The sequence below is a fragment of the Georgenia daeguensis genome, from assembly GCF_039537705.1.
Classification (GTDB): Bacteria; Actinomycetota; Actinomycetes; order Actinomycetales; family Actinomycetaceae; genus Georgenia; species Georgenia daeguensis.
Genome location: NZ_BAABBA010000001.1, coordinates 138772 through 161755, shown reverse-complemented (window position 1 = coordinate 161755; position 22984 = coordinate 138772). Strand labels below are relative to the sequence as shown.

At 75.4% G+C, this 22984-nt stretch carries 21 protein-coding genes; 12 read left to right on the top strand and 9 right to left on the bottom strand.

Annotation, left to right across the window (positions count from 1 at the left end):
- Entirely contained in the window at positions 1–579 is a 579-nt protein-coding gene (locus ABD774_RS00790) for an isoprenylcysteine carboxyl methyltransferase family protein (protein ID WP_345036533.1), read from the top strand.
- Entirely contained in the window at positions 576–1595 is a 1020-nt protein-coding gene (locus ABD774_RS00785; protein ID WP_345036531.1) for an NAD(P)/FAD-dependent oxidoreductase, read from the top strand. The genes ABD774_RS00790 and ABD774_RS00785 overlap by 4 nt, the downstream gene beginning before the upstream one ends.
- Positions 1596–1770: 175 nt before the next feature.
- Here the strand turns inward: ABD774_RS00785 and ABD774_RS00780 are convergent, their stop codons facing one another.
- From ABD774_RS00780 to pdhA, 3 genes are read right to left on the bottom strand one after another with little or no spacing between them, the layout of a single operon-like run.
- The gene (locus ABD774_RS00780; protein WP_345036528.1) at positions 1771–3213 is read right to left on the bottom strand and encodes a dihydrolipoamide acetyltransferase family protein; all 1443 of its coding nucleotides are present in this window, start codon (positions 3211–3213) and stop codon (positions 1771–1773) included.
- 53 nt (positions 3214–3266) lie between these two features.
- Entirely contained in the window at positions 3267–4265 is a 999-nt protein-coding gene (locus tag ABD774_RS00775) for an alpha-ketoacid dehydrogenase subunit beta (RefSeq protein WP_345036526.1), read from the bottom strand.
- Positions 4262–5362: a pyruvate dehydrogenase (acetyl-transferring) E1 component subunit alpha gene (gene pdhA, locus ABD774_RS00770; RefSeq protein WP_345036950.1), complete on the bottom strand. Its 1101-nt coding sequence runs from the start codon at positions 5360–5362 to the stop codon at positions 4262–4264. The genes ABD774_RS00775 and pdhA overlap by 4 nt, the downstream gene beginning before the upstream one ends.
- 384 nt (positions 5363–5746) lie before the next feature.
- Between pdhA and ABD774_RS00765 the strand changes: the two genes are divergently transcribed.
- Entirely contained in the window at positions 5747–6592 is an 846-nt protein-coding gene (locus tag ABD774_RS00765; RefSeq protein ID WP_345036524.1) for a YwiC-like family protein, read from the top strand.
- A gap of 29 nt (positions 6593–6621) precedes the next feature.
- Here the strand turns inward: ABD774_RS00765 and hisC are convergent, their stop codons facing one another.
- The gene (gene hisC / locus ABD774_RS00760) at positions 6622–7722 is read right to left on the bottom strand and encodes a histidinol-phosphate transaminase (protein WP_345036522.1); all 1101 of its coding nucleotides are present in this window, start codon (positions 7720–7722) and stop codon (positions 6622–6624) included.
- A 213-nt stretch (positions 7723–7935) separates the two neighbouring features.
- Between hisC and ABD774_RS00755 the strand changes: the two genes are divergently transcribed.
- Both ABD774_RS00755 and ABD774_RS00750 read left to right on the top strand, forming a co-directional pair.
- On the top strand, positions 7936–8331 hold the full coding sequence (locus ABD774_RS00755; protein WP_345036520.1) for a phage holin family protein: 396 nt from the start codon (positions 7936–7938) through the stop codon (positions 8329–8331).
- An 84-nt stretch (positions 8332–8415) separates the two neighbouring features.
- Complete coding sequence (locus tag ABD774_RS00750; RefSeq protein WP_345036518.1) at positions 8416–9141, top strand: PIG-L deacetylase family protein; 726 nt, start codon at positions 8416–8418, stop codon at positions 9139–9141.
- Between the two features lie 9 nt (positions 9142–9150).
- Here the strand turns inward: ABD774_RS00750 and ABD774_RS00745 are convergent, their stop codons facing one another.
- Positions 9151–10767: a hypothetical protein gene (locus tag ABD774_RS00745; protein ID WP_345036516.1), complete on the bottom strand. Its 1617-nt coding sequence runs from the start codon at positions 10765–10767 to the stop codon at positions 9151–9153.
- The gene (locus ABD774_RS00740) at positions 10764–11045 is read right to left on the bottom strand and encodes a hypothetical protein (RefSeq protein WP_345036514.1); all 282 of its coding nucleotides are present in this window, start codon (positions 11043–11045) and stop codon (positions 10764–10766) included. Before ABD774_RS00740 ends, ABD774_RS00745 begins: the two co-directional genes overlap by 4 nt.
- 244 nt (positions 11046–11289) lie before the next feature.
- Between ABD774_RS00740 and ABD774_RS00735 the strand changes: the two genes are divergently transcribed.
- Complete coding sequence (locus ABD774_RS00735) at positions 11290–12090, top strand: fructosamine kinase family protein (protein ID WP_345036512.1); 801 nt, start codon at positions 11290–11292, stop codon at positions 12088–12090.
- A 49-nt stretch (positions 12091–12139) separates the two neighbouring features.
- Here the strand turns inward: ABD774_RS00735 and hemQ are convergent, their stop codons facing one another.
- The 3 genes from hemQ to ABD774_RS00720 all read right to left on the bottom strand — a co-directional run bounded on the left by hemQ (position 12140) and on the right by ABD774_RS00720 (position 15565).
- Complete coding sequence (gene hemQ, locus ABD774_RS00730; RefSeq protein ID WP_345036509.1) at positions 12140–12859, bottom strand: hydrogen peroxide-dependent heme synthase; 720 nt, start codon at positions 12857–12859, stop codon at positions 12140–12142.
- Between the two features lie 154 nt (positions 12860–13013).
- Positions 13014–14132 (bottom strand): ferrochelatase, encoded by a 1119-nt coding sequence (locus ABD774_RS00725; RefSeq protein ID WP_345036507.1) that lies wholly within the window; start codon positions 14130–14132, stop codon positions 13014–13016.
- Entirely contained in the window at positions 14129–15565 is a 1437-nt protein-coding gene (locus ABD774_RS00720) for a glutamyl-tRNA reductase (protein ID WP_345036505.1), read from the bottom strand. The genes ABD774_RS00725 and ABD774_RS00720 overlap by 4 nt, the downstream gene beginning before the upstream one ends.
- Before the next feature lie 99 nt (positions 15566–15664).
- Between ABD774_RS00720 and hemE the strand changes: the two genes are divergently transcribed.
- The 6 genes from hemE to hemL all read left to right on the top strand — a co-directional run bounded on the left by hemE (position 15665) and on the right by hemL (position 22951).
- Positions 15665–16684 carry a uroporphyrinogen decarboxylase gene (hemE, locus tag ABD774_RS00715; RefSeq protein WP_345036947.1) on the top strand — a complete coding sequence of 340 codons (1020 nt, stop codon included), beginning with the start codon at positions 15665–15667 and terminating at the stop codon, positions 16682–16684.
- Positions 16681–18126, top strand: coding sequence for a protoporphyrinogen/coproporphyrinogen oxidase (locus tag ABD774_RS00710; RefSeq protein ID WP_345036503.1), 1446 nt, complete (start codon positions 16681–16683; stop codon positions 18124–18126). The genes hemE and ABD774_RS00710 overlap by 4 nt, the downstream gene beginning before the upstream one ends.
- 265 nt (positions 18127–18391) lie before the next feature.
- Entirely contained in the window at positions 18392–19471 is a 1080-nt protein-coding gene (gene hemC / locus ABD774_RS00705) for a hydroxymethylbilane synthase (protein ID WP_345036501.1), read from the top strand.
- Positions 19468–20250, top strand: a complete 783-nt coding sequence (locus ABD774_RS00700; protein WP_345036499.1) for a uroporphyrinogen-III synthase — start codon at positions 19468–19470, stop codon at positions 20248–20250. The genes hemC and ABD774_RS00700 overlap by 4 nt, the downstream gene beginning before the upstream one ends.
- Positions 20247–21335, top strand: coding sequence for a porphobilinogen synthase (gene hemB / locus ABD774_RS00695; RefSeq protein WP_345036496.1), 1089 nt, complete (start codon positions 20247–20249; stop codon positions 21333–21335). Before ABD774_RS00700 ends, hemB begins: the two co-directional genes overlap by 4 nt.
- 260 nt (positions 21336–21595) lie before the next feature.
- The gene (gene hemL, locus ABD774_RS00690; RefSeq protein WP_345036494.1) at positions 21596–22951 is read left to right on the top strand and encodes a glutamate-1-semialdehyde 2,1-aminomutase; all 1356 of its coding nucleotides are present in this window, start codon (positions 21596–21598) and stop codon (positions 22949–22951) included.
- The last annotated feature ends 33 nt before the right edge of the window (positions 22952–22984 follow it).

Below are 22984 nucleotides of genomic sequence, written 5' to 3'. Positions count from 1 at the left end.
ATGACGTCCGAGGCGCTCTTCACGGTGCTCGTGCTGGCCGTCGCGCTCGAGCGGCTCGCCAAGCTGGTCGTCGCCCGCCGCAACGCGGCCTGGAGCTTCGCCCGCGGGGGCGTGGAGTCGGGGGCCGGTCACTACCCGGTCATGGTCGTGCTGCACACGGGGCTGCTCGTCGGCGCGCTGGCCGAGGTGTGGCTGCTCGGCCGCGTCTTCCTGCCGGCGCTGGGCTGGCCGATGCTCGCGCTGGCCCTGGGGTCGCAGGCTCTGCGGTGGTGGTGCATCCGCACGCTCGGGCCGCGGTGGAACACCCGGGTGATCGTGGTGCCGGACCTGCCCCTGGTGGACGGCGGCCCCTACCGGTGGTTCCGCCACCCCAACTACGTGGCCGTCGTCGTCGAAGGTCTGGCGCTCCCGCTCGTGCACACGGCGTGGATCACCGCGACGGTCTTCACGGTGGCCAACGCGTTCCTCATGCGGGTGCGGATCCGGACCGAGAACCGCGCACTGGCGGCAGCGTCAGGGCCGGTGGCGGCGCACACCACCGCGCCGCCGGAAGCCATCCCGCCCACCGCGCGGCCATGACGGACCTCGTGGTCGCCGGCGGCGGGCCCGCGGGCCTGGCGACGGCGCTCCACGCCGCCCGGGCGGGGCTGTCCGTAGTGGTCCGCGAGCCACGACCCGCACCGATCGACAAGGCGTGCGGGGAGGGGCTCATGCCGGCCGCCGTCGCCCGCCTGGCCGCGCTCGGCGTCGACCCGGCGGGGCGCGAGCTGCGCGGCATCCGCTACCTCTCCGACGGCGCCGCGGCCGAGGCGCGGTTCGCCGTCGGACCCGGCCGCGGCGTGCGGCGCACCGTCCTGCAGGCGGCGCTGCGCGAGGCGGTCGACGCGGCCGGGGTACGGGTGGAGCCGGCCAAGGTGGTCGACGTCGTCCAGCACGCCTCGGGTGTGGAGGTGGACGGCACGCCGGCGGCGCACCTGGTGGTGGCCGACGGCCTGCACTCTCCGCTGCGTCACCGCCTGGGCCTGGGCGCCCCCGCCCGCGGGCCGCGCCGCTTCGGGCTGCGCCGGCACGTGCAGGTGGCGCCGTGGACCGACCTGGTGGAGGTGCACTGGGCCGACCGCGCGGAGGCGTACGTGACCCCGGTGGGGCCCGGGGAGGTGGGCGTCGCGCTGCTGACCTCGGACCGGCGGCCCTACGCCGACCAGCTCGCCGCGTTCCCCGCGCTGCTGGAGCGGATCGGCGGCGCCCCGGCGACCTCCACCGTGCGCGGGGCCGGCCCGCTGCGGCAGCGCACCCGCCGCCGGGTGTCCGGGCGCGTCCTGCTGGTCGGGGACGCGGGCGGCTACATCGACGCCCTCACCGGCGAGGGGGTCTCCCTCGCCCTGGCCCAGGCGGAGGCCGCGGTGGACGCCGTCGTCGCCGGACGGCCGGACGACTACGAGGCGCGGTGGCGCCAGATCGTGCGCCGCTACCGGCTCCTCACCGAGGCGCTGGTGCTGGCCGCGTCGGTGCCGCCGCTGCGGCGGGCGCTCGTGCCGACCGCCCGGGCCCTGCCGGGCGTGTTCGACGCGGCGGTGCAGCAGATCGGCCGCTAGCCGCACCCGCGCCACGCCGCGCCCCTCGCCTCACCGCGTCACCGCGTCATCGCGTCACCGCCTCACCGCCTCACCGCGTCACCGCGTCACCGCGTCACCGCCGAGAATGCCCTAACGCTCCGTTCAGGTGCAGAAACGGGCAGTTAGGGCATGCTCGGCGAGACACGACGGCGCCTCAGCTCCAGACGAGCGCCTGCGCCGGGTCCTCGAGCACCTTCGCGACATCGGCGAGCACCTTGGCGCCGAGACCGCCGTCGACGAGCCGGTGGTCCATGGACAGCGCGAGCTGGGTGACCCACCGGGGCTTGACCTGGCCCTTGTGCACCCAGGGCAGCCGGCGGATCGCGCCGAACGCGAGGATGACCGACTCGCCCGGGTTGAGGATCGGCGTGCCGGTGTCGATGCCGAACACCCCGACGTTGGTGATCGAGATGGTGCCGTCCGACATGTCCTGCGGCGTCGTCTTCCCGGCGCGGGCGCGGGCGGTGAGGTCGCCCAGCGCCACAGCGAGCTCGTGGAGCTTCATCCGGTTGGCGTTCTTGATGTTGGGCACCACCAGGCCCCGCGGGGTGGCGGCCGCGATGCCGAGGTTCATGTAGTGCTTGTAGACGATCTCGTTGGTCGCGTTGTCCCAGGAGGCATTGACCTCGGGGTGACGGCGCACCGCGTGGATGAACGCCTTCATGACGATGAGCAGCGGCGTGACGTGGACGTCCGCGAACTCCTTGTCCGCCTTGAGACGCTCGACGAGCTTCATGGTCTTCGTGACGTCGACCGTGTGGAAGACCGTGACGTGCGGGGCGGTGAACGCGGAGGCCACCATCGCCTCGGCGGTGCGCTTGCGCACCGACCGGGCGGGGACCCGCGTCTGCCGGCCGTCCTCGGAGACGGTGCCGCCCTCGAGCCAGGGCTCCTCGTCGCCGGCGTAGGTGGCGAGCGGCTGCGCCTCGGTCTTCTGCTGCTGGGCGAGCACGTCCTCGCGGGTGATGATCCCGCCGGGGCCGCTGCCGCCCACCGTGGTGAGGTCGACGCCCAGGTCCTTGGCCAGCTTGCGCACGGGCGGCTTGGCCAGGACCCGCACGCCGCCTCCCTGCGCGGCCGCGGGGCTGGGCGCGGAGGGCGACGGCGCAGCCGGCGCGGCGGGCGCCGGCGCGGCAGTCGTCGAGGCGGCGGCCGTGGGCGCGGCGGGGCCGCGGCGGGGCCGCCGACCGGTGGTGGCGGGCCGGGTGCCGTACCCGACCAGGACGCTGCCGGAAGAGTCGGCGGGGGCGGCTGCGCCGTCGTCGCGCGCTCTCTCCCCGTTCCCGACGGAGGCCCCGGCGCCGTCGGCCGCAGCCTGCGCGGAGCCGCCGCCCGGGGCCTCGGGGCCGCCCGGGTCGACGTCGATGACCACGATCGGGGCGCCGACCTCGACGGTGGCGCCCTCGGGGACGAGCAGCTCGTGCACCTGCCCGGCGTAGGGGCTGGGCAGCTCGACGACGGACTTGGCCGTCTCGATCTCGCACAGCTGCTGGTTGACGGCCACCGTGTCGCCCACCGCCACGGACCAGGTGACGATGTCGGCCTCGGTCAGGCCCTCGCCCACGTCCGGCAGACGGAACTGCTGGTAGCTCGGCACGGGTGCGGCTCCTTCTTTCGGTGCGGGCCGCGGTGCGGCCGGGTGCGGTGCGGTCAGTACGCGAGGACGCGGTCGACGGCGTCGAGCACGCGGTCGAGCGAGGGCAGGTAGTGCTCCTCGTGCTTCGCCGTCGGGTAGGGAGTGTGGAACCCGCCCACGCGCAGCACGGGCGCCTCCAGCTCGTAGAAGCAGCGCTCGGTGATGCGGGCCGCGATCTCCGCGCCGGGGCCGAAGAACACGGGGGCCTCGTGCGCGACGACGAGCCGGCCGGTGCGCCGGACGGACGCGGTGACGGCGTCGAAGTCGATCGGGGAGACCGAGCGCAGGTCGATGACCTCGACGTCGGTGCCCTCCCCTGCGGCGACCTCGGCCGCGGCGAGCAGCGTCTTGACCGTCGGGCCGTAGCCGACGACGGTCACGTCCGCGCCCGGGCGGACGGTGCGCGCGGAGTGCAGGCCCGTGGTCACGCCCGTCTCGGACAGGTCCACGTCGGCGCCCAGGTCCACCTCGGCCTTGTCCCAGTAGCGCGACTTCGGCTCGAGGAAGAGCACCGGGTCGGGCGAGGCGATCGCCTGCTGGATCATCGTGTAGCCGTCGGCGGCGGTCGCCGGCGTGACGATGCGCAGGCCCGCGGTGTGCGCGAACAGCGCCTCCGGGGACTCGCTGTGGTGCTCGATCGCGCCGATGCCGCCGCCGTAGGGCACGCGGATGACGACCGGCATCTGCAGGTCGCCCCGGGAGCGGTAGGTGAGCTTGGCGAGCTGGGTGGTGATCTGGTCGAAGGCCGGGAAGATGAAGCCGTCGAACTGGATCTCGCAGACCGGCCGGTAGCCGGCCATGGCGAGGCCGATGGCTGTCCCGACGATGCCGGACTCCGCCAGCGGGGTGTCGACCACCCGGTCGGGCCCGAAGTCCTTGTGCAGGCCGTCGGTGACCCGGAAGACGCCGCCGAGCGGGCCGATGTCCTCGCCCATGAGCAGGACCTTGTCGTCGCGCTCCATGGCGGCGCGCAGCCCGGCGTTGATGGCGCGGGCGAGAGCCGTGGCGGTCATCGTGCCTCCCCCTCGGCGTCGGCGAAGCCGGCCTCGAACGCGGTCATCTCTGCCCGTTCCTCGGCCACCAGCGGGTGGGGGGCCGTGTAGACGTGGTCGAAGAGCGTCTGGGGCGGCCCGGCCTCCAGCGCGCGGCAGTGGTCGCGCGCCGCCGCGGCGAGCTCGTCGGCCTCCTCGTCGACCCGGGCGAAGAACGCGTCGTCGGCCAGGGACTCGGCGGCGAGGTAGGTGCGCATCCGCGCGATCGGGTCCTTCGTGCGCCAGAGGTCCTCCTCGGCGCGGTCGCGGTAGCGCGTGGGGTCGTCGGAGGTGGTGTGCGCGCCCATGCGGTAGGTGACCGCCTCGACGAACGTGGGGCCCGAGCCGGAGCGGGCGCGCTCCAGCGCGGCCCGGGTCACGGCGTAGCAGGCCAGCGGGTCGTTGCCGTCCACCCGCACCGACGGGACGCCGAAGCCGGAGCCGCGCCGCACGAGCGGGACGCGGGACTGGGTGGTGGTGGGGACGGAGATCGCCCACTGGTTGTTCTGGACGAAGAAGACCACCGGCGCGTTCGCGGAGGCCGCGAAGACGAGCGCCTCGCTGACGTCGCCCTGGGAGGTGGCGCCGTCGCCGAAGTAGGCGACGACGGCGCGGTCGCGCTCCGGGTCCCCGGTCCCGACGTCGCCGTCGCGCTGGGCGCCCATGGCGTAGCCGACCGCGTGCAGCGTGTGGGAGCCGATGACGATCGAGTACAGGTGGAAGTTGTGCGCGTGCGGGTCCCAGCCGCCGTGGCGCGTGCCGCGGAAGAGCGGGAGCAGGTCACGCAGGTCCACGCCGCGGACGAGGGCGACGCCGTGCTCGCGGTAGGAGGGGAAGACGAAGTCCCGCGGGGCGAGAGCGTGGGCGGAGCCGATCTGGGCGCCCTCCTGCCCCAGGCACGGCGGCCACAGGCCCAGCTCGCCCTGCCGCTGCAGGGAGGTGGCCTGGGTGTCGAAGGCGCGCGTGAGGACCATGTCCCGGTACATCGCGCGGAGCGCGTCGGCATCGAGACTTTCGGCGAAGGGCCCGTACTCGGGGTGGTGGTGACGGCGACCTTCGGCGTCGAGGAGCTGGACCATCGTCGTGGGATCGGACGCAGTTCCCGGCGGGGCGGTGAGCGGCTCGGTCAAGCGTTCCTCCTCGGCATCGGCGCCTCGTGCGCCGCACGGTACCTCACGTGCTCCCGCCGCGCTCGTCACTTGGTGCGTGGCGAGCACGGCGGGGAGGCCGGGTCGCCAGGGGTGGCGGCGATCCCGAACCTACGCCAGCGTAGGCTACGGCACCGTAACCTCCGCTTCGTGGATTCCTCCAAAGAACTGCGGTGCGCGCGTCGGGAACCGGCCAGTGAGGTAGAGGATTCCACAGCCCCGCCGGCTCGAGCGGTGGTCGATGTGGCGTGTCAGTCCCGCCGCCCGGGACCTTCGCCCGGGTCACGCGGAGCAGGGTCCTGGTAGGCGTGGGAGGTGACCTCTCCAACCGCTCCTGGCGTGCGACGGCGTCGAGCCCCCGGCTGGGTGCCCGACCAGCACGGCGCGTGGGCGATGATCACGATCCCTCCGCTCGTGGGGATGGTCCTGTCCGGCCCGGCGCTCGCGCACGTCCCGTTGCTCGGGCTGTGGTGGGCCGGCTACCTGGCCTTCTTCGCCGTCGGTCTCTGGCTGCGTTCCCGGCGACGGCCGCGCTACCTGCCGGCCGCCCGGACGTACATGCTGGTGACGGCGGCCCTCGCGCTCGTGCTGCTCGTCGCGGCTCCGTCGCTGGCGGTGTGGGCGCTGCCCTACGCCCCGCTGGTCGTCGTGACGATGTGGTGCTCGGCCCACCGGAAGGACCGTTCGCTCCTCAACGACACCGTCACCGTCGTCGCCGCCGGTCTGATGACCGCCGTCGCCTACGACGCCGGGACGCCCGGTCTGTGGGGCGGTCCGGGCTCCGCCGTCGGGCCGCCCGGCGGCTCCGCGGACGGGGCGCTCGGCGGGTGGACCTGGACGTGGCTGGTGACGGCGTTGGTGACCGCGTACTTCCTGGGCACCGTGCTGTACGTCAAGACCAACATCCGCGAGCGCGGCAACCGTGCCTACCTCGTCGCCTCGGTGGCGTTCCACGGCGCCGGGGCCGCGGCGACGGCGGCGCTCGCCTCCGCGGGCCTGGTCACGCCGGCGCACGCGCTCGTCTGGGGTGCCCTCGCGGTGCGGGCGGCGGCGGTCCCGCTGGTGGCCGCGCGGCTCGGCCGACCCGTGCGGCCGCTGGTGATCGGCGTCGGCGAGATCGTCTTCTCGGTGCTCGTGGCGGCGACCCTGCTGGTCGGGTAGCCGGCACGCCGCGGCGGGTCCCGCGTCAGCTACGAGAGCGCGAGCCCGGAACGGTCACGGAGCCAGTCCGCCGCGACGTCGAGGAAGAGGTCGTTGCCCTCCCGCTCGCCGAACGAGACGCGCACGCCCTCGCCGGCGAAGGCCCGGACCAGCACCCCGCGGGCCTTGGCGGTCTCCGCGAACAGGGTGGCCCGCCGGCCGAGGTCGAGCCAGACGAAGTTGCCCTGGGCGTCGGGGACGTCCCAGCCCTGCTCGGCGAGCGCGGCGGTCACGCGGGTGCGCTCGGCGACCACCTGCTCGACGCGGTCGCGGACCTGGGTCTGACACCTGAGGGCGGCGACGGCGCCGGCGAGCCCCATCGCGTTGACCCCGAACGGCGTGGAGGTGGCGCGGAACCCGGCGGTGAGGCGGCGGCGGGCGACGGCGTAACCGACGCGGAGCCCGGCGAGACCGTAGGCCTTGGAGAAGGTGCGCAGCACCACGAGGTTCTTGTGCTCGTCCACCAGGGCGACGCCGTCCGTGGGGTCGTCCTGGCGGACGAACTCCAGGTAGGCCTCGTCGAGGATGACCAGCACGCCCGGCGGCACGGTCTCGAGGAAGCGGCGCACCTCGGTCTGGGTGAGCGCGGGCCCGGTGGGGTTGTTCGGGCTGCACAGCAGGATCGCGCGCGTGCGGTCGGTGACGGCGGCGGCCATGGCGTCGAGGTCGTGCCGCCCGGCGGCGTCGACGGGCACCTGGACCGCCCGGGCGCCGGCCACCTGCACCGCGATCGGGTAGGCCTCGAAGGACCGCCACGCCATCACGACCTCGTCGCCCGGCTCGCACACCGCGGTGAGCACGTGGGCCAGGACGGCCACCGAGCCGTTGCCGACGGTCACCCGGTCGGGCTTGGTGCCGTGGTGGTCCGCGAGCGCCTCCACCAGCTGGGTGGCGTACATGTCGGGGTAGCGGTTGAGGTCCGGGCCGACGTCCGCCAGAGCCGCGGCGACGGTCGGCAGCAGCGGGAAGGGCACCTCGTTGCTGGAGAGCTTGTAGACCTGCAGGCCCTTCGACGGCCGCTCGCCAGGGACGTAGGCGGGAAGGGAGGCGATGTCGGGCCGCAGGCTGACGGCGGTGCGCAAGTTGGCCATGGGTCCATGATCCACCTGCTCGGGAGGAGAGCCGTCAGGGCGTCCGCGCGGTGGGCCGCGACCGCAGGACGCCGCCTGCCCCGAGAAGGCACGACACCGAGCCGCTCCGCGGAAGGGCCGGACCACTCGGACGCGCGCCGGTGAAGCCGGGCGTCGGACGTGCGCCGGGAAAAGCCGGGGCCGTCGGGCGAGGTCGGTGGCAGGATCGGCGCCATGAGGTTCCTGGTGCAGCTTCTCGTCAACGCCGCGGCCATCTGGGTCGCCGACTGGCTGCTCGAGGGGATCTCGCTCGCCCCGACCTCGAGCACCGGGGCGACGCTGCTCGAGCTCGCCGTCGTCGCGGCCGTGTTCACGCTGGTGAACCTGATCGTGCGGCCGGTGGTCGCGCTGCTCTCGCTGCCGTTCTACATCCTCACGCTCGGGCTGTTCTTCCTGGTGGTCAACGCGCTGATGCTGATGCTGACCGGGTGGATCACGTCCTTCACGGACTACGGGCTGCGGGTGGACGGCTTCTGGACGGCGGTCCTGGGCGGCCTGGTCATCGCGATCGCCAGCTGGATCCTGCACCTGGTCATTCCCGGCGACCGCCGACGGGGTGACCGCAGATGAGCAGACGGGGCAACCGCAGATGAGCAGACACCGCGGCAGCGCCGACGCCCGGCGTCGCTCCCGCCGCACGAGGCCGCTCCCGTCATGACCGGTCTGAGCCTCTTCGACGACGGAGATCTCGCCCGGGTCCTGGCCGTCGTGGCGCACCCGGACGACATGGAGTACGGCGGCGCCGCGGCGGTGGCCGGCTGGCGGGCGCGCGGGGTCGACGTCGCGTACGTGATCGGGACCAGCGGCGAGGCCGGGATCGACTCCGTACCGCCGGAACGGGCGCGGCCGCTGCGGGAGCGCGAGCAGCGCGAGGCGTGCGCGCGGGTCGGCGTCGAGGACCTGCGGTTCCTCGGCTTCCCGGACGGCACCGTGGAGTACTCGCTGGAGCTGCGGCGCGCGATCGCGCGGGAGATCCGCCGGTTCCGCCCGGACACCCTGGTCACCGGCGGCTTCCGCGAGACGTGGCCCGGCGGGGTGCTGAACCAGGCCGACCACGTCGCGGTGGGCCGTGCGGTCGTGGACGCGGCCCGCGACGCCGGCAACCGGTGGGTCTTCCCCGAGCTGAACGAGGGCGGCCTCGAGCCGTGGGGTGGCGTGCGGACCGTGCTGGCGTTCGGCTCCCCGCTGTCCCAGCACGCCGTCGACGTCACCGACGGGTTCGCCGCGGGCGTGGCCTCCCTGGAGGCGCACGCGGAGTACCTTGCGGGCCTCGGCCCCTCCGCGCCGGTGCCCGCGGACATGCTCGAGGGGATGCTCGGGGCCACCGGGCGGCTCGTCGGGGTGCGGCACGCGGTCGCCGTCGAGGTCCTCCCCCTGTAGGCGGACGCCTCACCTGCGCCGGATCTCGAACACCATCGAGTCCGTCCGCACCCCCTCCGCGGGTGCGCCCATCGCCTCGCGGCTGCGCGCGAGCCACTGCTGGACCGAGGAGTCCTCTAGGTCCGGCAGCAGGACGGCGGCGGCGGTGTAGGCCGGCAGGCGGTGTCGCTCCCCGAGGGAGGACGGTTCCGCCCCTCCGCCCACGGCGACGGTCAGGTGGTTGGGCGCGGCGGTGTTGGGTGCCCCGTCGAGACCGACGACGGGGTCCTGAACGTGCTCGAGACTCAGGACCTCCACCCCGGGCGGGACCGTCATGGTGCCCACCGGGCTGCCCGCGGTGAGCACGGTCGAGATCCGGAACTCCTGCTTCAGCACGGGATCGGCGGCGAGCTGGGTCGCGACCAGCCCGCCCTGGCTGTGCCCCACGAGGGCGACCTGCTCGCCCCGGGCGATACCCGCCTGGTGCATCGCCGCGGCAACGCCGATCGTCATGTCGCTGCGCACGCCGGCGATGGTCAGCAGATTCGTCTCGTTGTCCATCGGGTTCTCCCCGCCGGCCCAGACGTCCTGCGTGCCCGGGATCACGACCGTCCAGTGCCGGCCGCCCTCCGCCGTGGTGGTGCGCAGGATCTCGACCGCGCCGTTCCCGCGCCGACCGATCTCCTCCTCGAGCGCCGGGATGCGTGCCAGTACGTCGGACTCCGAGCGGGGCGTCGGCACCCTCCGGCCCACGGTGGTGGCGAGCGCGCTCGCGACCCCCGGAGCGCGCACGGCGGAGCCGCCCGGCGGCACCGGCGAGACCACGCCGCGACGGGTCAGCCCGCCGGGGACGGGGAGCGCCGTCGGATCCACCCCCGTGGTGGGACCGCGCCGCATCGCGGTCGCCACGTCGGTGAGCGGCAGTGCGCGGTTGCCGACGACGGAGGCGCGCGCCAGCCAGGGCAGCGCCACGAGTGCCGACCGCTGCACCGGGGTCATCTCGCGGACGTCGACCTGATGGCCGTCCACCTCGACCGCGCCGTCGAGAATGTCTTTGTCCATGTACTGCATCTCCTCGGCGAGGGCACGGACGTGGCGCTGCGCGACGATCGCGTCCGGCAGCGGCGAGCTGTTGAGGCCGTCGTGCGTGGCAGCCAGGTGGGCGCCCACGCGCAGTGCGTCCGAGGCGCGTGCGGCGTTGATGGCCTGCCTGACCCTGGCCGGCAGCAGTCTCTTCGGGGCGTGGGCCACGACGTTGCGCCACGCGGGCGGACGGAAGACGGTGCTCGCCCGCACCTCTGCCTCCTCGTACCAGAGCCGCTGGAGCTCGAGGTCGGCGGCGAGGTCCTGGATGCGCCGAAGGAGGTTCTGCAGCCCGGTCGCCTGGATCCGGATGTCACGCACCTCCTCGAACGCGGTCCACGCCCACGGGACGCCCGGCATGTACTCGAGGGGGTTGATTACCGTGCTCGCGTCCGCGGCCGACACCACCTCCGCCGCCGCCCGGAGCCGCTCCCCCAGTGCCGCGAGCTCCGCCGTGTCCACGGCCATGGGCGTGCGGCCGCCGGTGACCGTGACCCGGAGCGCCCGTCCGGGCCAGCCGGTGAAGGTCCACCCGACGTCCGGCTCTCTGGTCAGCGCGCTCATCCCGTCCCTCCGGCGCGGTGGAGCTCGAGCGCGGCGTCCATACGGACGACCGTGCGGTCCGCCGTCCGCAGGGCCCGGTCAATCCCCTGCGCGTGGTGGAGGAGCCCCAGGACCGCAGTCGTGTAGGCGTTCGCTCCCGCACCGGTCCACCCGCTCGGGAACGCGGTGCGCAGCTGCGCCTGCGCGTCCGCCAGCAGGTCGATCGCGGCCAGGATGTTGGCCCGAGACGCCGACATGGCCGGCCCCCGTGCCGTGTGGCAGATCGGCGGATCGCTCACCAGGGCTCCTCCCTCGCCGGTCCGGTTCACCGTCCTGCCCCGCACGCTAGGCACGCCGCGGTGACGGCGGTCGCCGCGCTCGATGACACTGTGGACGAGGCGGCCCGGCGGGCCGCTGTGGAGCGGCGGGCGCGGCGGCCTACTGCGGAGCGACGTGCGCGGCGGGGCGGCTGCGGAGCGACGTGCGCGGCGGGCGGCTGCGGAGCGACGTGCGCGGCGGGCGGCAGGCCCTGAGGATGGCCCCATGGCGACCCACCGCAAGGGACACCACGGAGACCCGCGCGCGCTCCTCTACGAGGCGGCGGGGCTGCGCTGGCTGTCCGAGGCCTCGGCGGCCGGCGGGGCCGCCGTCGTGGAGATCGTGGCCGCGGAGCCCCAGGCGCTGGAGACCCGGGCCGTCGCGCACGGCGCGGCGGACGTGGCGTCGGCCGAGGCGTTCGGCCGGGCGCTCGCCCTGACCCATGCCGCGGGCGCCTCGCACCACGGCTGTCCGCCGCCCGGATTCACGGGCGAGGGGTTCATGGGCCGGGCTCCCCTGCCCTTGCGGGCGGCTCCGCCGTCGGGGAAGGACTCCTGGGGCGAGTTCTACGCGGCAGACCGGATCCTGCCCTACCTCGCCGACGCCGTCGCGAACGGCTCGATCGACGGCGTGGGCCCGCGGAAGGTCGAGCGCTGCGCCGCCCGCGTGGCGGCGGGGACCTTCGACGCGCCGCAGCCGGCGGCCGTGCACGGGGTGGCGCGGCTGCACGGGGACCTCTGGTCCGGCAACGTGCTGTGGGCACGCACGGACGCCGGGCCGGTCGCGACACTTATCGATCCGGCGGCCCAGGGCGGGCACGCGGAGTCCGACCTGGCCCAGCTGGCCGTGTTCGGCGCCCCCCACCTGGAGCGGATCGTCGCCGCCTACGACGAGTGCTCACCACTGGCGGAGGGCTGGCGCGAGCGGGTCGGGCTGCACCAGCTGCACATGCTCATCGTGCACGCGGCGCTGTTCGGCGGCTCCTACGGACCGCAGACGGTCGCCCTCGCGTCCCGGTACACGTAGGCCACCGGTGCCGGGGCGGCGACCCACGCCGTCCCGGCACCGGTGCGGCTCAGGCGCGCGGCTGGCGCTCCGCCCAGGCGGCGAGCTCCACGCGAGGGCCGGTGAAGAACGGGATCTCCTCACGCACGTGGCGGCGGGCGCCGACGGCGCGCAGCTCGCGCATCACGTCGACGATCCGGTGCAGCTCGCCCGCCTCGAAGGCGAGGATCCACTCGTAGTCACCCAGCGCGAAGGCGGAGACGGTGTTGGCGCGCACGTCCGGGTAGTCCTTAGCCGCCATGCCGTGCTCGCGAAGCATGGCGCTGCGCTCGTCGGCCGGGAGCAGGTACCACTCGTAGGAGCGCACGAACGGGTACACGCACAGGTAGTCGCCGGGCTCCTCCCCGGCGAGGTACGCGGGGACGTGCCGCTTGTTGAACTCGGCCTGGCGGTGGAGCCCGACGACGGACCAGACGGGCTCGAGGAACGCGCCGAGGTCCGAGGCGAGCAGGCGGTGGTAGGCGTCCTGGACCTCCTCGACGGTGGCCGCGTGCCACCACACCATGAGGTCGGCGTCGGCGCGCAGGCCCGCGACGTCGTACCAGCCGCGGACCACGACGCCGGAGCCGCCCACCGCCTCCTGGGCCGCCGCGACGAGGGCGGCGCGCGCGGCGGCGTCCCCGGGAAGCGGGGCCGCCGTGGCGAACACCGACCACATCGTGTAGTTGATCGTGGCGTTGATGCTCTCGACGTCGGCACCCTCGCCGATGCGGGGGACGGGCTGGCTCATGGACACTCCTTCATCTCTTCCGCTGACGCGGACGGTACTGGCGCGGTCTGACACTCCGGTGAGCTGTCACGAGCCGAGCCCCTGGGTGAGCTCGTGACACGCCGCCGGGCTCGAGACCTTCCGGCGAGCTCGCGACATGTCACTGCTGGTGGGGTCAGGCGAGGGCGGCCGCGGGCTGCTCGCAGGCGGCGGGGACGCCGGAGTCGACGCCGGCGCGCAGGCGGCAGCACCCGGGGGCGCACACGTCGCGCCAGGGACCGAGGGCTCCGGTGGTCACCTTCTCGGGGTGCTCGCCCCGTTCGGTGGCGGCGCGCTCGAGCAGCATGTCGACCAGGCCGCCCACGAACTCCGGCGCGGTGCCCGCGGTGGCGGCCCGCTCCATGCGCATGCCGAGCTCGTCGGCCGTCTCCCGCGCCTCGGTGTCGAGGTCGTAGATGACCTCCATGTGGTCGGAGACGAAGCCGATGGGAGCCAGGACCACCCGCTCCGCGCCGTCGGCGTGCAGCGCCGCGAGGGTCCGGTTGACGTCGGGCTCGAGCCACGGGGTGAAAGGCGTGCCGGAACGGGAGCAGTAGGCCAGCTCCCACGGGACCTTGTGGCCGAGCCGCTCGCCGGCGCGCTCCGCCACGACCGCGGCGACGTCGTGGTGCTGGGCCGAGTAGCTGCCGCGCGTCTCCGTGCCGGAGGCCACCTCCATCGGCGTGGGGATGGAGTGCGTGACGAAGACCAGCGGGGCCTGCGGCGACGGCGCCGCGCCGAGCCGCTCGTAGGCGGCGACGACCGCGTCCACGTTGGCCGCGACGAACCCGGGGTTGTTGAAGTAGGCGCGGATCTTGTCGATCTCGAGCTCACGCCCCTCGCCGGCGAGCGTCGTGAGCGCCGCGGCGAGGTTCTCCCGGTACTGCCGGCAGCCGGAGTACGACGCGTACGCGCTCGTCACCAGGGTCAGCACGCGGCGCGCGCCGGACTCGTGGAGCTCCCGCAGCACGTCCGTGAGGTACGGGTCCCAGTTGCGGTTGCCCCACACCACCGGGGCGTCGACGCCGCGGGCGGCCAGCTCGGTGCGCAGCTCGGCGAGCAGGGCCTTGTTCTGGTCGTTGATGGGGCTCTTGCCGCCGAACGCGTAGTAGTGCTCCCCCACCTCCTCCAGCCGGGAGTCGGGGATGCCCCGCCCGGCGGTGACGTTGCGCAGGAAGGGGACGACGTCCTCGGGCTTCTCCGGCCCGCCGAAGGAGAGGAGGAGGACGGCGTCGTACGGGCTGAGGCTGGTCATCGGTCTCGCTCTGTCTCGGCCGGCACCGTGGCCGGGTGCGGCGCCTCCGCGGAGGCGGGGACGGGGGCTGGGGCCGGCGCGGACGCCGGGGGGACCTGGTCGGGCTCGTCGGCCTCGTCGGGCGTGGCCACCCGGACGCCGAGCGCGATCTCGAGCGCACGCAGGTGCTCCTCGGTGCGCCCCTCGCGCCCGGCGGAGCGGGCGAGGACGGTGGGCTCGTGCACCAGGCGCGCCGCGAGCCGCCGCAGCGCCTGGGCGGCCCGCTCCGCGGAGATCGCACCATCGGCGGGAAGCCGGTCGAGCTCGGCGGCGACGGCGTCGGCCACCTTGCCCCGCAGGGCGACGACGGCCGCGTCCATCCGCCGCTCCGCCGTCGTCTCGGCGAGGGTGCGCACGCCCTCGGCCACGATCGTGCGGGCGCGCAGCACCTCGGCGGCGGTGGTGGCCGGGGCGTGCTCCCGCACGGTGGCCAGGTCGACCAGGATCACGCGCGCCAGGTCGGCCACGGCGGGGTCGACGTCGTTGTGCAGCGCGAGGTCCACGAGCACGAGCGGGCCGGCGGTCTCCGGGCGGCACGCCGCGGCGGCGGACACGGTCGCGACGTCGAGGACGGGGGTGCCGGTGCCGCGGCAGGTCACGACGAGGTCGGCGGCCGCGAGCGCCGTCGCCAGGTCGGCGTCGGCGACCGTCACGTCGTGGGTGGCGGCGAACGCCTCGGCGCGGCCGGAGGCGGACCACACGGCGACGTCCTGGGCGCCTCGCTCGCGCAGCGCGGCCAGCGAGGCACCGGCGTAGGAGCCGGTGCCCACGAGCAGCGTCCGGTGGCCGGCCCAGCTGCCGCGCGGCACCGGGCTCTCGTGCGGGTCCGCGGGCGGGGCGGCCACGTCCCGCTCGCAGCCGAGCGAGGCGAGCCGGGCTGCGGCCAGGTCCAGGGCGACGGAGACGACCGAGCGGCCCGCCCGGGCCAGGTCGGTGGCGACGGCGACCTGCCGGGAGGTGCGGGTGGCGTGCTGGAGCGTCTGCTCCAGCAGCGGCGAGGTGGTGCCCTCCGCACGGGCGGCGGACAGCGCCCGGCGCACCTGGCCGGTGATCTCGCGCTCGCCGACCACCATCGAGTCCAGGCCCGCCGCGACCTCGAAGAGGTGGGCCACCGCCTGCTCGCCGCTCGCGGGCCGCATCAGGCGGGCCACCTCGTCGACGTCGGCGCCGGACGTGCGGGCGACCGCGCGGTAGGCGGCCGCCGTGGCGTCGGCCTCGGCGCCCTCGCACTCGTCGGCGTCGAGGTAGACCTCGAAGCGGTTGCAGGTGGCCAGCACGACGGCCCCGTTGACGGCAGGGTGCTCCGCCACGACCTGGCGGCCGAGGTCGTGCGCGCCGGCGCTGAGCCGGTCGATGTCGACGAGATCCAGGTCGTGGTGGTTGGCAGAGAGCATCACGAGCACCACAAGGCCCATAGTCAACCATTTCCAGGACGGGCAGGCACAATGGCCCGCGTGACGAATTCGACGACCGCCCCCGACGTATCCGTGGAAATGCCCGCGCCCGCACTGATCCGGGCATTTCGGGGTGACCGACCCGACACCCTCCCGGTGTGGTTCATGCGACAGGCCGGCCGCTCCCTCCCGGAGTACCGAGAGCTGCGCGAGGGGGTCGCCATGCTCGACGCCTGCCTGCGCCCGGAGCTCGCGGCGGAGATCACCCTCCAGCCCGTGCGCCGCCACGGCGTGGACGCCGCGATCCTCTTCTCGGACATCGTCGTGCCGCTGCGGCTGGCCGGCGTGGACGTGGAGATCGCCCCCGGCGTCGGCCCCGTGGTGGCCGATCCGGTCCGCACCGCGAGCGACGTCGACCGGCTGGTCGCCCACCGCCCCGGCGACCCCTCCGCCGTCGTCGACGCGATCCGGATCATCCTCGACGAGCTCGGCTCCGCGACGCCGCTGATCGGCTTCGCCGGGGCGCCCTTCACCCTCGCCGCCTACCTCGTCGAGGGCCGCCCCTCCCGCGACCACCTCGCCGCCCGGACGCTCATGCACGCCGACCCGGCGACGTGGCGGCGCCTCATGCGCTGGACCGCGGACCTCACCGGCGAGTTCCTCCGCGCGCAGGTCGAGGCGGGCGCGCGCGCGGCCCAGCTGTTCGACTCCTGGGCGGGCTCGCTCTCCCTCGCCGACTACGAGGCGCACGCCGCGCCGTTCAGCGCCCGCGCCCTGGCCCGGATCGAGGACCTCGGCGTCCCCCGCGTGCACTTCGGCACCGGCACGGGCGAGCTGCTCGTGGCGATGCGCGACGCCGGCGCCGACGTGGTCGGCGTGGACTACCGGATCCCCCTGGACGAGGCGAACCGCCGCCTGGGCGGCCGGACCCCGCTGCAGGGCAACATCGATCCCGCCCTGCTCGCCGCGCCCTGGCCCGTGCTCGAGGCGCACGTGCGCGACGTCGTCGAGCGGGGCCGCACCGCCCCGGGGCACGTGGTCAACCTCGGGCACGGCGTCCCGCCGTCGACCGACCCCACGGTGCTGACCCGCGTCGTCGAGCTCGTGCACTCCCTGTGACCGCTGGGGACGAGGTCGCTTCCCGGGGCGGCTGGGACGCGACCGGCGGGGGTGACGACGGCGGGCGGGACGGGACCGGCGTCGCGGCCCGCGACGTCGTGGTGGTCGGGGCCGGCATGGCGGGGCTGGTCGCGGCCCGCACCCTCCTTCGGCACGGCCTGCGGCCGCTGGTCCTGGAGGCCTCCGCGCAGGTCGGCGGACTGGTGTCCGGCGGCGTGGTGGGCGGCCGGGAGGTGGACCTCGGCGCCGAGGCCTTCGCGCTGCGCCGGCCCGAGGTGCGCGCGCTGGCGGAGGCGCTGGGCCTCGCGGTAGAGGTGCCGGCGGGCGGGTCCTGGGTGTACTCCGACGGGCGCGCCTTCCCCATCCCGGCCGAGAGCATCCTCGGCATCCCGGCGGACCCGACCGCCCCGGACGTGGCCGGCGTCCTGGGCCCCGAGGGTGCCGCGCGCGCCGCGGCGGACGCCGGCCTCGCCCCGTCCGTGGGGGCGGACGCCGAGGACCTGGCGAGCCTCGTGCGCCTCCGGATGGGGGAGACGGTGCTGGACCGGCTCGTCCGCCCGGTCGCGGGCGGCATCCACGCCGCCGACCCGGCGGACCTGGCGGCCGACGCCGTCGTCCCCGGCCTGCGTGCCGCGCTCGCCGCGCACGGCGCGCTCGCCGCGGCGGTCCGCGCGCTGCGCGCCGCCGGGCCTCCGGGGTCCGCCGTCGCCACGACCACGGGCGGCCTGTTCCGCCTGCCGCGCGCGCTGGCCGGCGCGGTCACCGCCGCGGGCGGCGAGATCCACACGGGCACCGCGGTCCAGGCCCTGCGCCGCAACGGCGGCGCCTGGGAGCTCGTGCTCGACGACGGCGCCGTGCTCCGGGCGCGCCGAGTGGTCCTGGCCACGCCCGGACGCCCGGCGCTCGACCTGCTCGCGGGCGTGCTGGAGGGACCGCTTCCCGACCTGCCCGCGGGCGCCGCCCTCACGCACGTCACCCTCGCCGTCCGGGCCCCCGCCCTCGACGCGGCGCCGCGCGGCTCGGGCCTGCTCGTCGCCCCCGGGCCAGGGCCGGTGCGGGCCAAGGCCCTGACCCACGCGTCGGCGAAGTGGCAGTGGCTGGCCGCCGCGTCGGCACCCGGCGAGCACGTGCTGCGCCTCTCGTACGGGCGGCCGGGCGAGCCGCCCACCGGGGTCGACGCCGCCCTCGCGCACGCCGACGCGGAGCTGCTGCTCGGCGTGCGGCTCGAGGAGGTCACCGACGCCGTCGTCGTCGCCCGGGAGGGGGCGCTGGCGCCGAGCACACCCGCGCACCGGGAGGCGGTCACCACCCTGCAGGCGCGGGTCGCGGAGCTGCCCGGGCTGGCGGTCACGGGCACCTGGGTGGCGGGCACGGGCCTGGCCGCGGTGGTGCCCCACGCCGACGCCGCGGCCGAGGCGCTCGCGGGGCGCACCGTCGCCTGAGCGATGGCGTCCGGGTCTGCCGCACCGTCACCCGGGCGATGGCGCCGCGGGCACGGTGCAACGGCCGGCGTCAGGCGTCGCGTGAGACCGGCCACAAATGTGCTGACGTTCCGTCACGAAAATAGTCGGGACAATTCCGGCAGCCCTGTCGGCCGCATTCCTCCGTCCGTCCGAAAATGCTTTCTGACGGACCGTCACAAACGGTGCTGACGTGTTGTCACAAAGCCAGCTCAGACATTTCTCCGGTGCGTGCGACACTGGCCAGGTGAGCTCGTCGACCCCACCCCTGCGCATCGGAACCCGGGCCAGCGACCTTGCCCTGACCCAGACGCGGACGGTCGCCGCGGCCCTCGGCGCCGCGTCGGGCCGCGAGGTCGAGCTGGTCCGCATCCGCACCGAGGGAGACCGTTCGACCGCCTCTCTCTCCACCCTCGGCGGCACCGGCGTCTTCGCCGCCGCTCTTCGCGAGGCGCTGCTGGCCGGCGAGTGCGACGTGGCGGTGCACTCCCTCAAGGACCTGCCCACCGCACCGGTCGCCGGGCTGAGCATCGGCGCGTTCCCCTCCCGCGAGGACCACCGCGACGTGCTCTGCGCGCGCGAGGGCTGGACGCTCGCCACCCTGCCCGCCGGCGCGAAGGTCGGCACCGGCTCGCCGCGCCGCGCCGCCCAGCTGCGCCTGGCGCGGCCCGACATCGAGGTCGTGGACATCCGCGGCAACGTGGGCACCCGCCTGGGCCGGGTCGGGGCGGACCTCGACGCCGTCGTGCTCGCCGCCGCGGGCCTGACCCGGCTCGGGCTGCTCGAGCACGTGACCGACACCCTCGACGTGGACGTGATGATCCCCGCGCCCGGCCAGGGCGCCCTCGCGGTGGAGTGCCGCACCGACGACCTCCACGGCGGCGAGCTCGGCGAGTGGATGCGCCGCATCGACGACGTCCCCACCCGCCTGACGGTCCTCGCCGAGCGGGCCGTGCTGCGCACGCTCGAGGCCGGCTGCACCGCGCCCGTCGCGGCCCACGCCGAGCTCGTCCCCGGCGACGGCAGCACCCCGACCCGGCTCGAGCTGAACGCCGGGGTCTTCGACCCGGCCGGCACGCGCAGCGTGGTCGGCACCGCCGTCGAGGAGATGGACGGGCTGCCCGACGTGATGGAGGCCCGCGGCGTGGCGATCCAGCAGGACGTCTTCTTCAGCCTCGCCGTCGAGCTCGGCGTCTCCGCGGCCGAGCAGCTCCTGGACGACGGCGCCGCCGAGGTGGCCGGCCTGAGGCCGCGCGGCCCGGCGCTGGACGCCGAGGAGCCCGACGACGCCGGCCGTCGCGCCGGGCCCGGCGGACCGGTGGCATGACGGTCGACGCCGCCCGGGTGATCGTTCCGCGCACCCGCCCGGACGACCCGGTCGTCGCCGCCGTGCGCGACGCCGGGGCCACCCCGCTCCCGACGGCCCTGGTGACCACCGCCGTCGTCGACCCGCCCGACGAGCTCGACCGCTCGCTGCGGGCCCTGGCCGAGGGCGCGCACTCCTGGCTCGCGGTCACGAGCGCCACCACCGTGGAGGTGCTCCTCGGCCGCGCGGAGGCGCTCGGCACCACGCTCCCGGCGCTGGTAGGAGAGACGCCCGTGGCCGCCGTCGGCCCGGCGACCGCCGCCGCGCTGCACGACGCCGGCCTCGCCGTCGCGCTCGTGCCGCCCGGCCCCACCTCGTCCGCCGCGGACCTCGTTGCCGCGTGGCCCGTCTCGCCGCGCGGCGGGATCGTCCTGCTGCCCCGCTCCGCCATCGCCGCGCCCACCCTCGCCACGGGCCTGCGCGAGCGCGGCTGGCTGGTGGACGACGTCGTCGCCTACAGCACCGCGACGGCCCGGGTGGCCGACCCCACGGTGGCGGCCGACCTCGCCGCCGGCCGGGTCGACGCCGTCCTGCTGACCTCCGGCTCGACGGCGCGGGCACTCGTGGACCTCTACGGCCCCGTCCCCGGGGTCGCCGTCGTCGCCATCGGGCCCTCGACGGCGGAGGCGGCCGCACGAGCGGGCCTCACCGTTCATGCCGTCGCACGCGAGCAGACCCCCGCCGGGCTCATCACCGCACTCGACCGCGCACTCGCACACCGATCGGAGCAGCACCGATGACCACCTCGCCCACCTCTACCGGTACCGCGTCGGCCGGCCGTCCCGACGGCGCTGCCGGCCGCACCGCTGCCGGCCCCGCCGTGCGCCCCGCCACCGCGTCCGCCGGCCCCGCCGTGCGCCCCGCCGATCGGCCGCGGCGCCTGCGCGCGACCCCAGCCCTGCGCAGCCTCGTCAGCGAGAACCGCGTGCACCCGCGCGAGCTCGTGCTGCCGATGTTCGTCAAGGAGGGGGCGAGCGAGCCCGTCGCGCTCGGCTCTATGCCCGGGGTCGTCCAGCACACGATGGACTCCCTGCGCCGCGCCGCCGCCGAGGCGGCCGAGGCCGGGATCGGCGGACTCATGCTCTTCGGCGTGCCCGCCGTGCGCGACGCCGTCGGCACCGCCGCCACCGACCCGGACGGGATTCTCAACGCCGGCCTGCGGGCGCTCGTGGAGGAGGTCGGCGACGAGCTGGTGGTCATGTCCGACCTGTGCCTTGACGAGTTCACCGACCACGGCCACTGCGGCGTGCTCGACGCCGCGGGCCGCGTGGACAACGACGCCACGCTCGTGCGGTACCAGGACATGGCGCTCGCGCAGGCCGCGACCGGCGCCCACATGCTCGGGCTCAGCGGCATGATGGACGGCCAGGTCGCCGCGGTGCGTGAGGTCCTCGACCGCGAGGGGCACACCGACACGTCCGTGCTGGCCTACTCCGCGAAGTACGCCTCCGCGTTCTACGGGCCGTTCCGCGACGCCGTCGAGTCCCAGCTGCAGGGCGACCGCCGCACGTACCAGATGGACCCGGCGAACCGCCGGGAGGGCCTGCGCGAGGCGACCCTCGACCTCGCCGAGGGCGCCGACGTCGTCATGGTCAAGCCCGCCATGAGCTACCTCGACGTGCTCGCCGACGTCGCCGAGGTCTCCCCCGTCCCCGTCGCCGCCTACCAGGTGTCCGGCGAGTACGCGATGATCGAGGCGGCCGCCGCCCACGGCTGGATCGACCGGCGCCGCGCGATCGAGGAGTCCGTGCTCGGCATCCGGCGTGCGGGCGCCGACTTCGTCCTGACCTACTGGGCCACCGAGCTGGCCGGCTGGCTGCGCTGAGCGCGAGCCAGGCCGTCGGCGGCCAGGCATCGGGCACCGGCACGTCGCCCACAGGCACATCGGGCACCGGCACATCGGGCACGTCCGGGACGTCGGGCCCGTCGGCGAGGATCGGGGAACATTACTGTTCCCAGGGAGCAGCAATCTTCCCCGATCACCACCGGGCGACAGCCAGAACCCGGGACGCAGACCTACGACACGAGCACCCAGGCAGGACCGCGAGAGGTCCCCGTGAGCCGCACACCGAAACGAGGAGACCGATGACCGGCGCCGACACCATGCACGACCTCTTCACCCGCGCCCGCGCGGTCATCCCCGGCGGGGTCAACTCGCCCGTGCGCGCGTACGGCTCGGTCGGCGGCGACCCGCGCTTCGTCGCCTCGGCGTCCGGCCCCTACATCACCGACGTCACGGGCCGCCAGTACGTCGACCTGGTGATGAGCTGGGGCCCGGCGCTGCTCGGACACGCACATCCCGAGGTCGTCGAGGCGGTCGAGGCCGCCGCGCGCCGGGGGCTGTCCTTCGGCGCACCTACCGAGGCCGAGGTCGAGCTGGCCGAGGCCGTGCGCGAGCGGGTGCCCGCCGCGCAGAAGGTCCGCTTCGTCTCCACCGGCACCGAGGCCACGATGACGGCCATCAGGCTGGCCCGCGGTGCCACCGGCCGCGACATCGTCGTGAAGTTCTCCGGCTGCTACCACGGGCACGTCGACGCTCTCCTCGCGGAGGCGGGCTCCGGCGTCGCCACGTTCGGGCTGCCCGGCTCGGCGGGCGTCACGCCCGCCACCACGGCCGAGACCATCGTGGTGCGCTACAACGACGTCGCCGCGCTCGAGGCCGTCTTCGCCGAGCGGGGCGAGGAGATCGCCGCCGTGATCACCGAGGCCGCCCCGGCGAACATGGGCGTGGTCCCGCCCGAGGCAGGCTTCAACGCGGCGCTGCGCCGCCTCACCGCGGCCCACGGCGCCCTGCTGATCCTCGACGAGGTGCTCACGGGCTTCCGCGTCGGGCCCTCCGGGTGGTGGGGTCTCGACGGCGCGGCGGCCGGCGGCGACGTCACCGCGACCGGCTCCGAGTCCTGGACCCCGGACCTGTTCACCTTCGGCAAGGTGGTCGGCGGCGGGATGCCGCTCGCGGGGCTGGGCGGGCGCGCCGAGCTCATGGACCTCCTCGCGCCGTCCGGCCCGGTCTACCAGGCGGGGACACTGTCCGGGAACCCCCTGGCGACGGCGGCCGGGCTGGCCACCCTGCGCCTGGCCGACGCCGCCGTCTACCGCCACGTCGACCGGGTCGCCGGGACAGTGGCGGACGCCGTCGGGGCCGCGCTCGACGCGGCGGGCGTGGCGCACCGGGTGCAGCGGGCGGGCAACCTCTTCTCGGTCTTCTTCGGCGAGGCTGCCGCCCGCGACGGCGTGCGCAGCTACGCCGACGCCCAGGCGCAGGACACGTTCCGCCACCCGCCGTTCTTCCACGCCATGCTCGACGCCGGGGTGGCGCTGCCGCCGTCGGTCTTCGAGGCGTGGTTCCTCTCCTCCGCGCATGACGACGCCGCCGTCGAGGCGATCCTCGCGGCGCTGCCGAGGGCCGCACGGGCGGCTGCGGCCGCTCAGCCGGCCTGAGCCGGTCGGGCACCCGTGGCCGCCGAGCCCGCC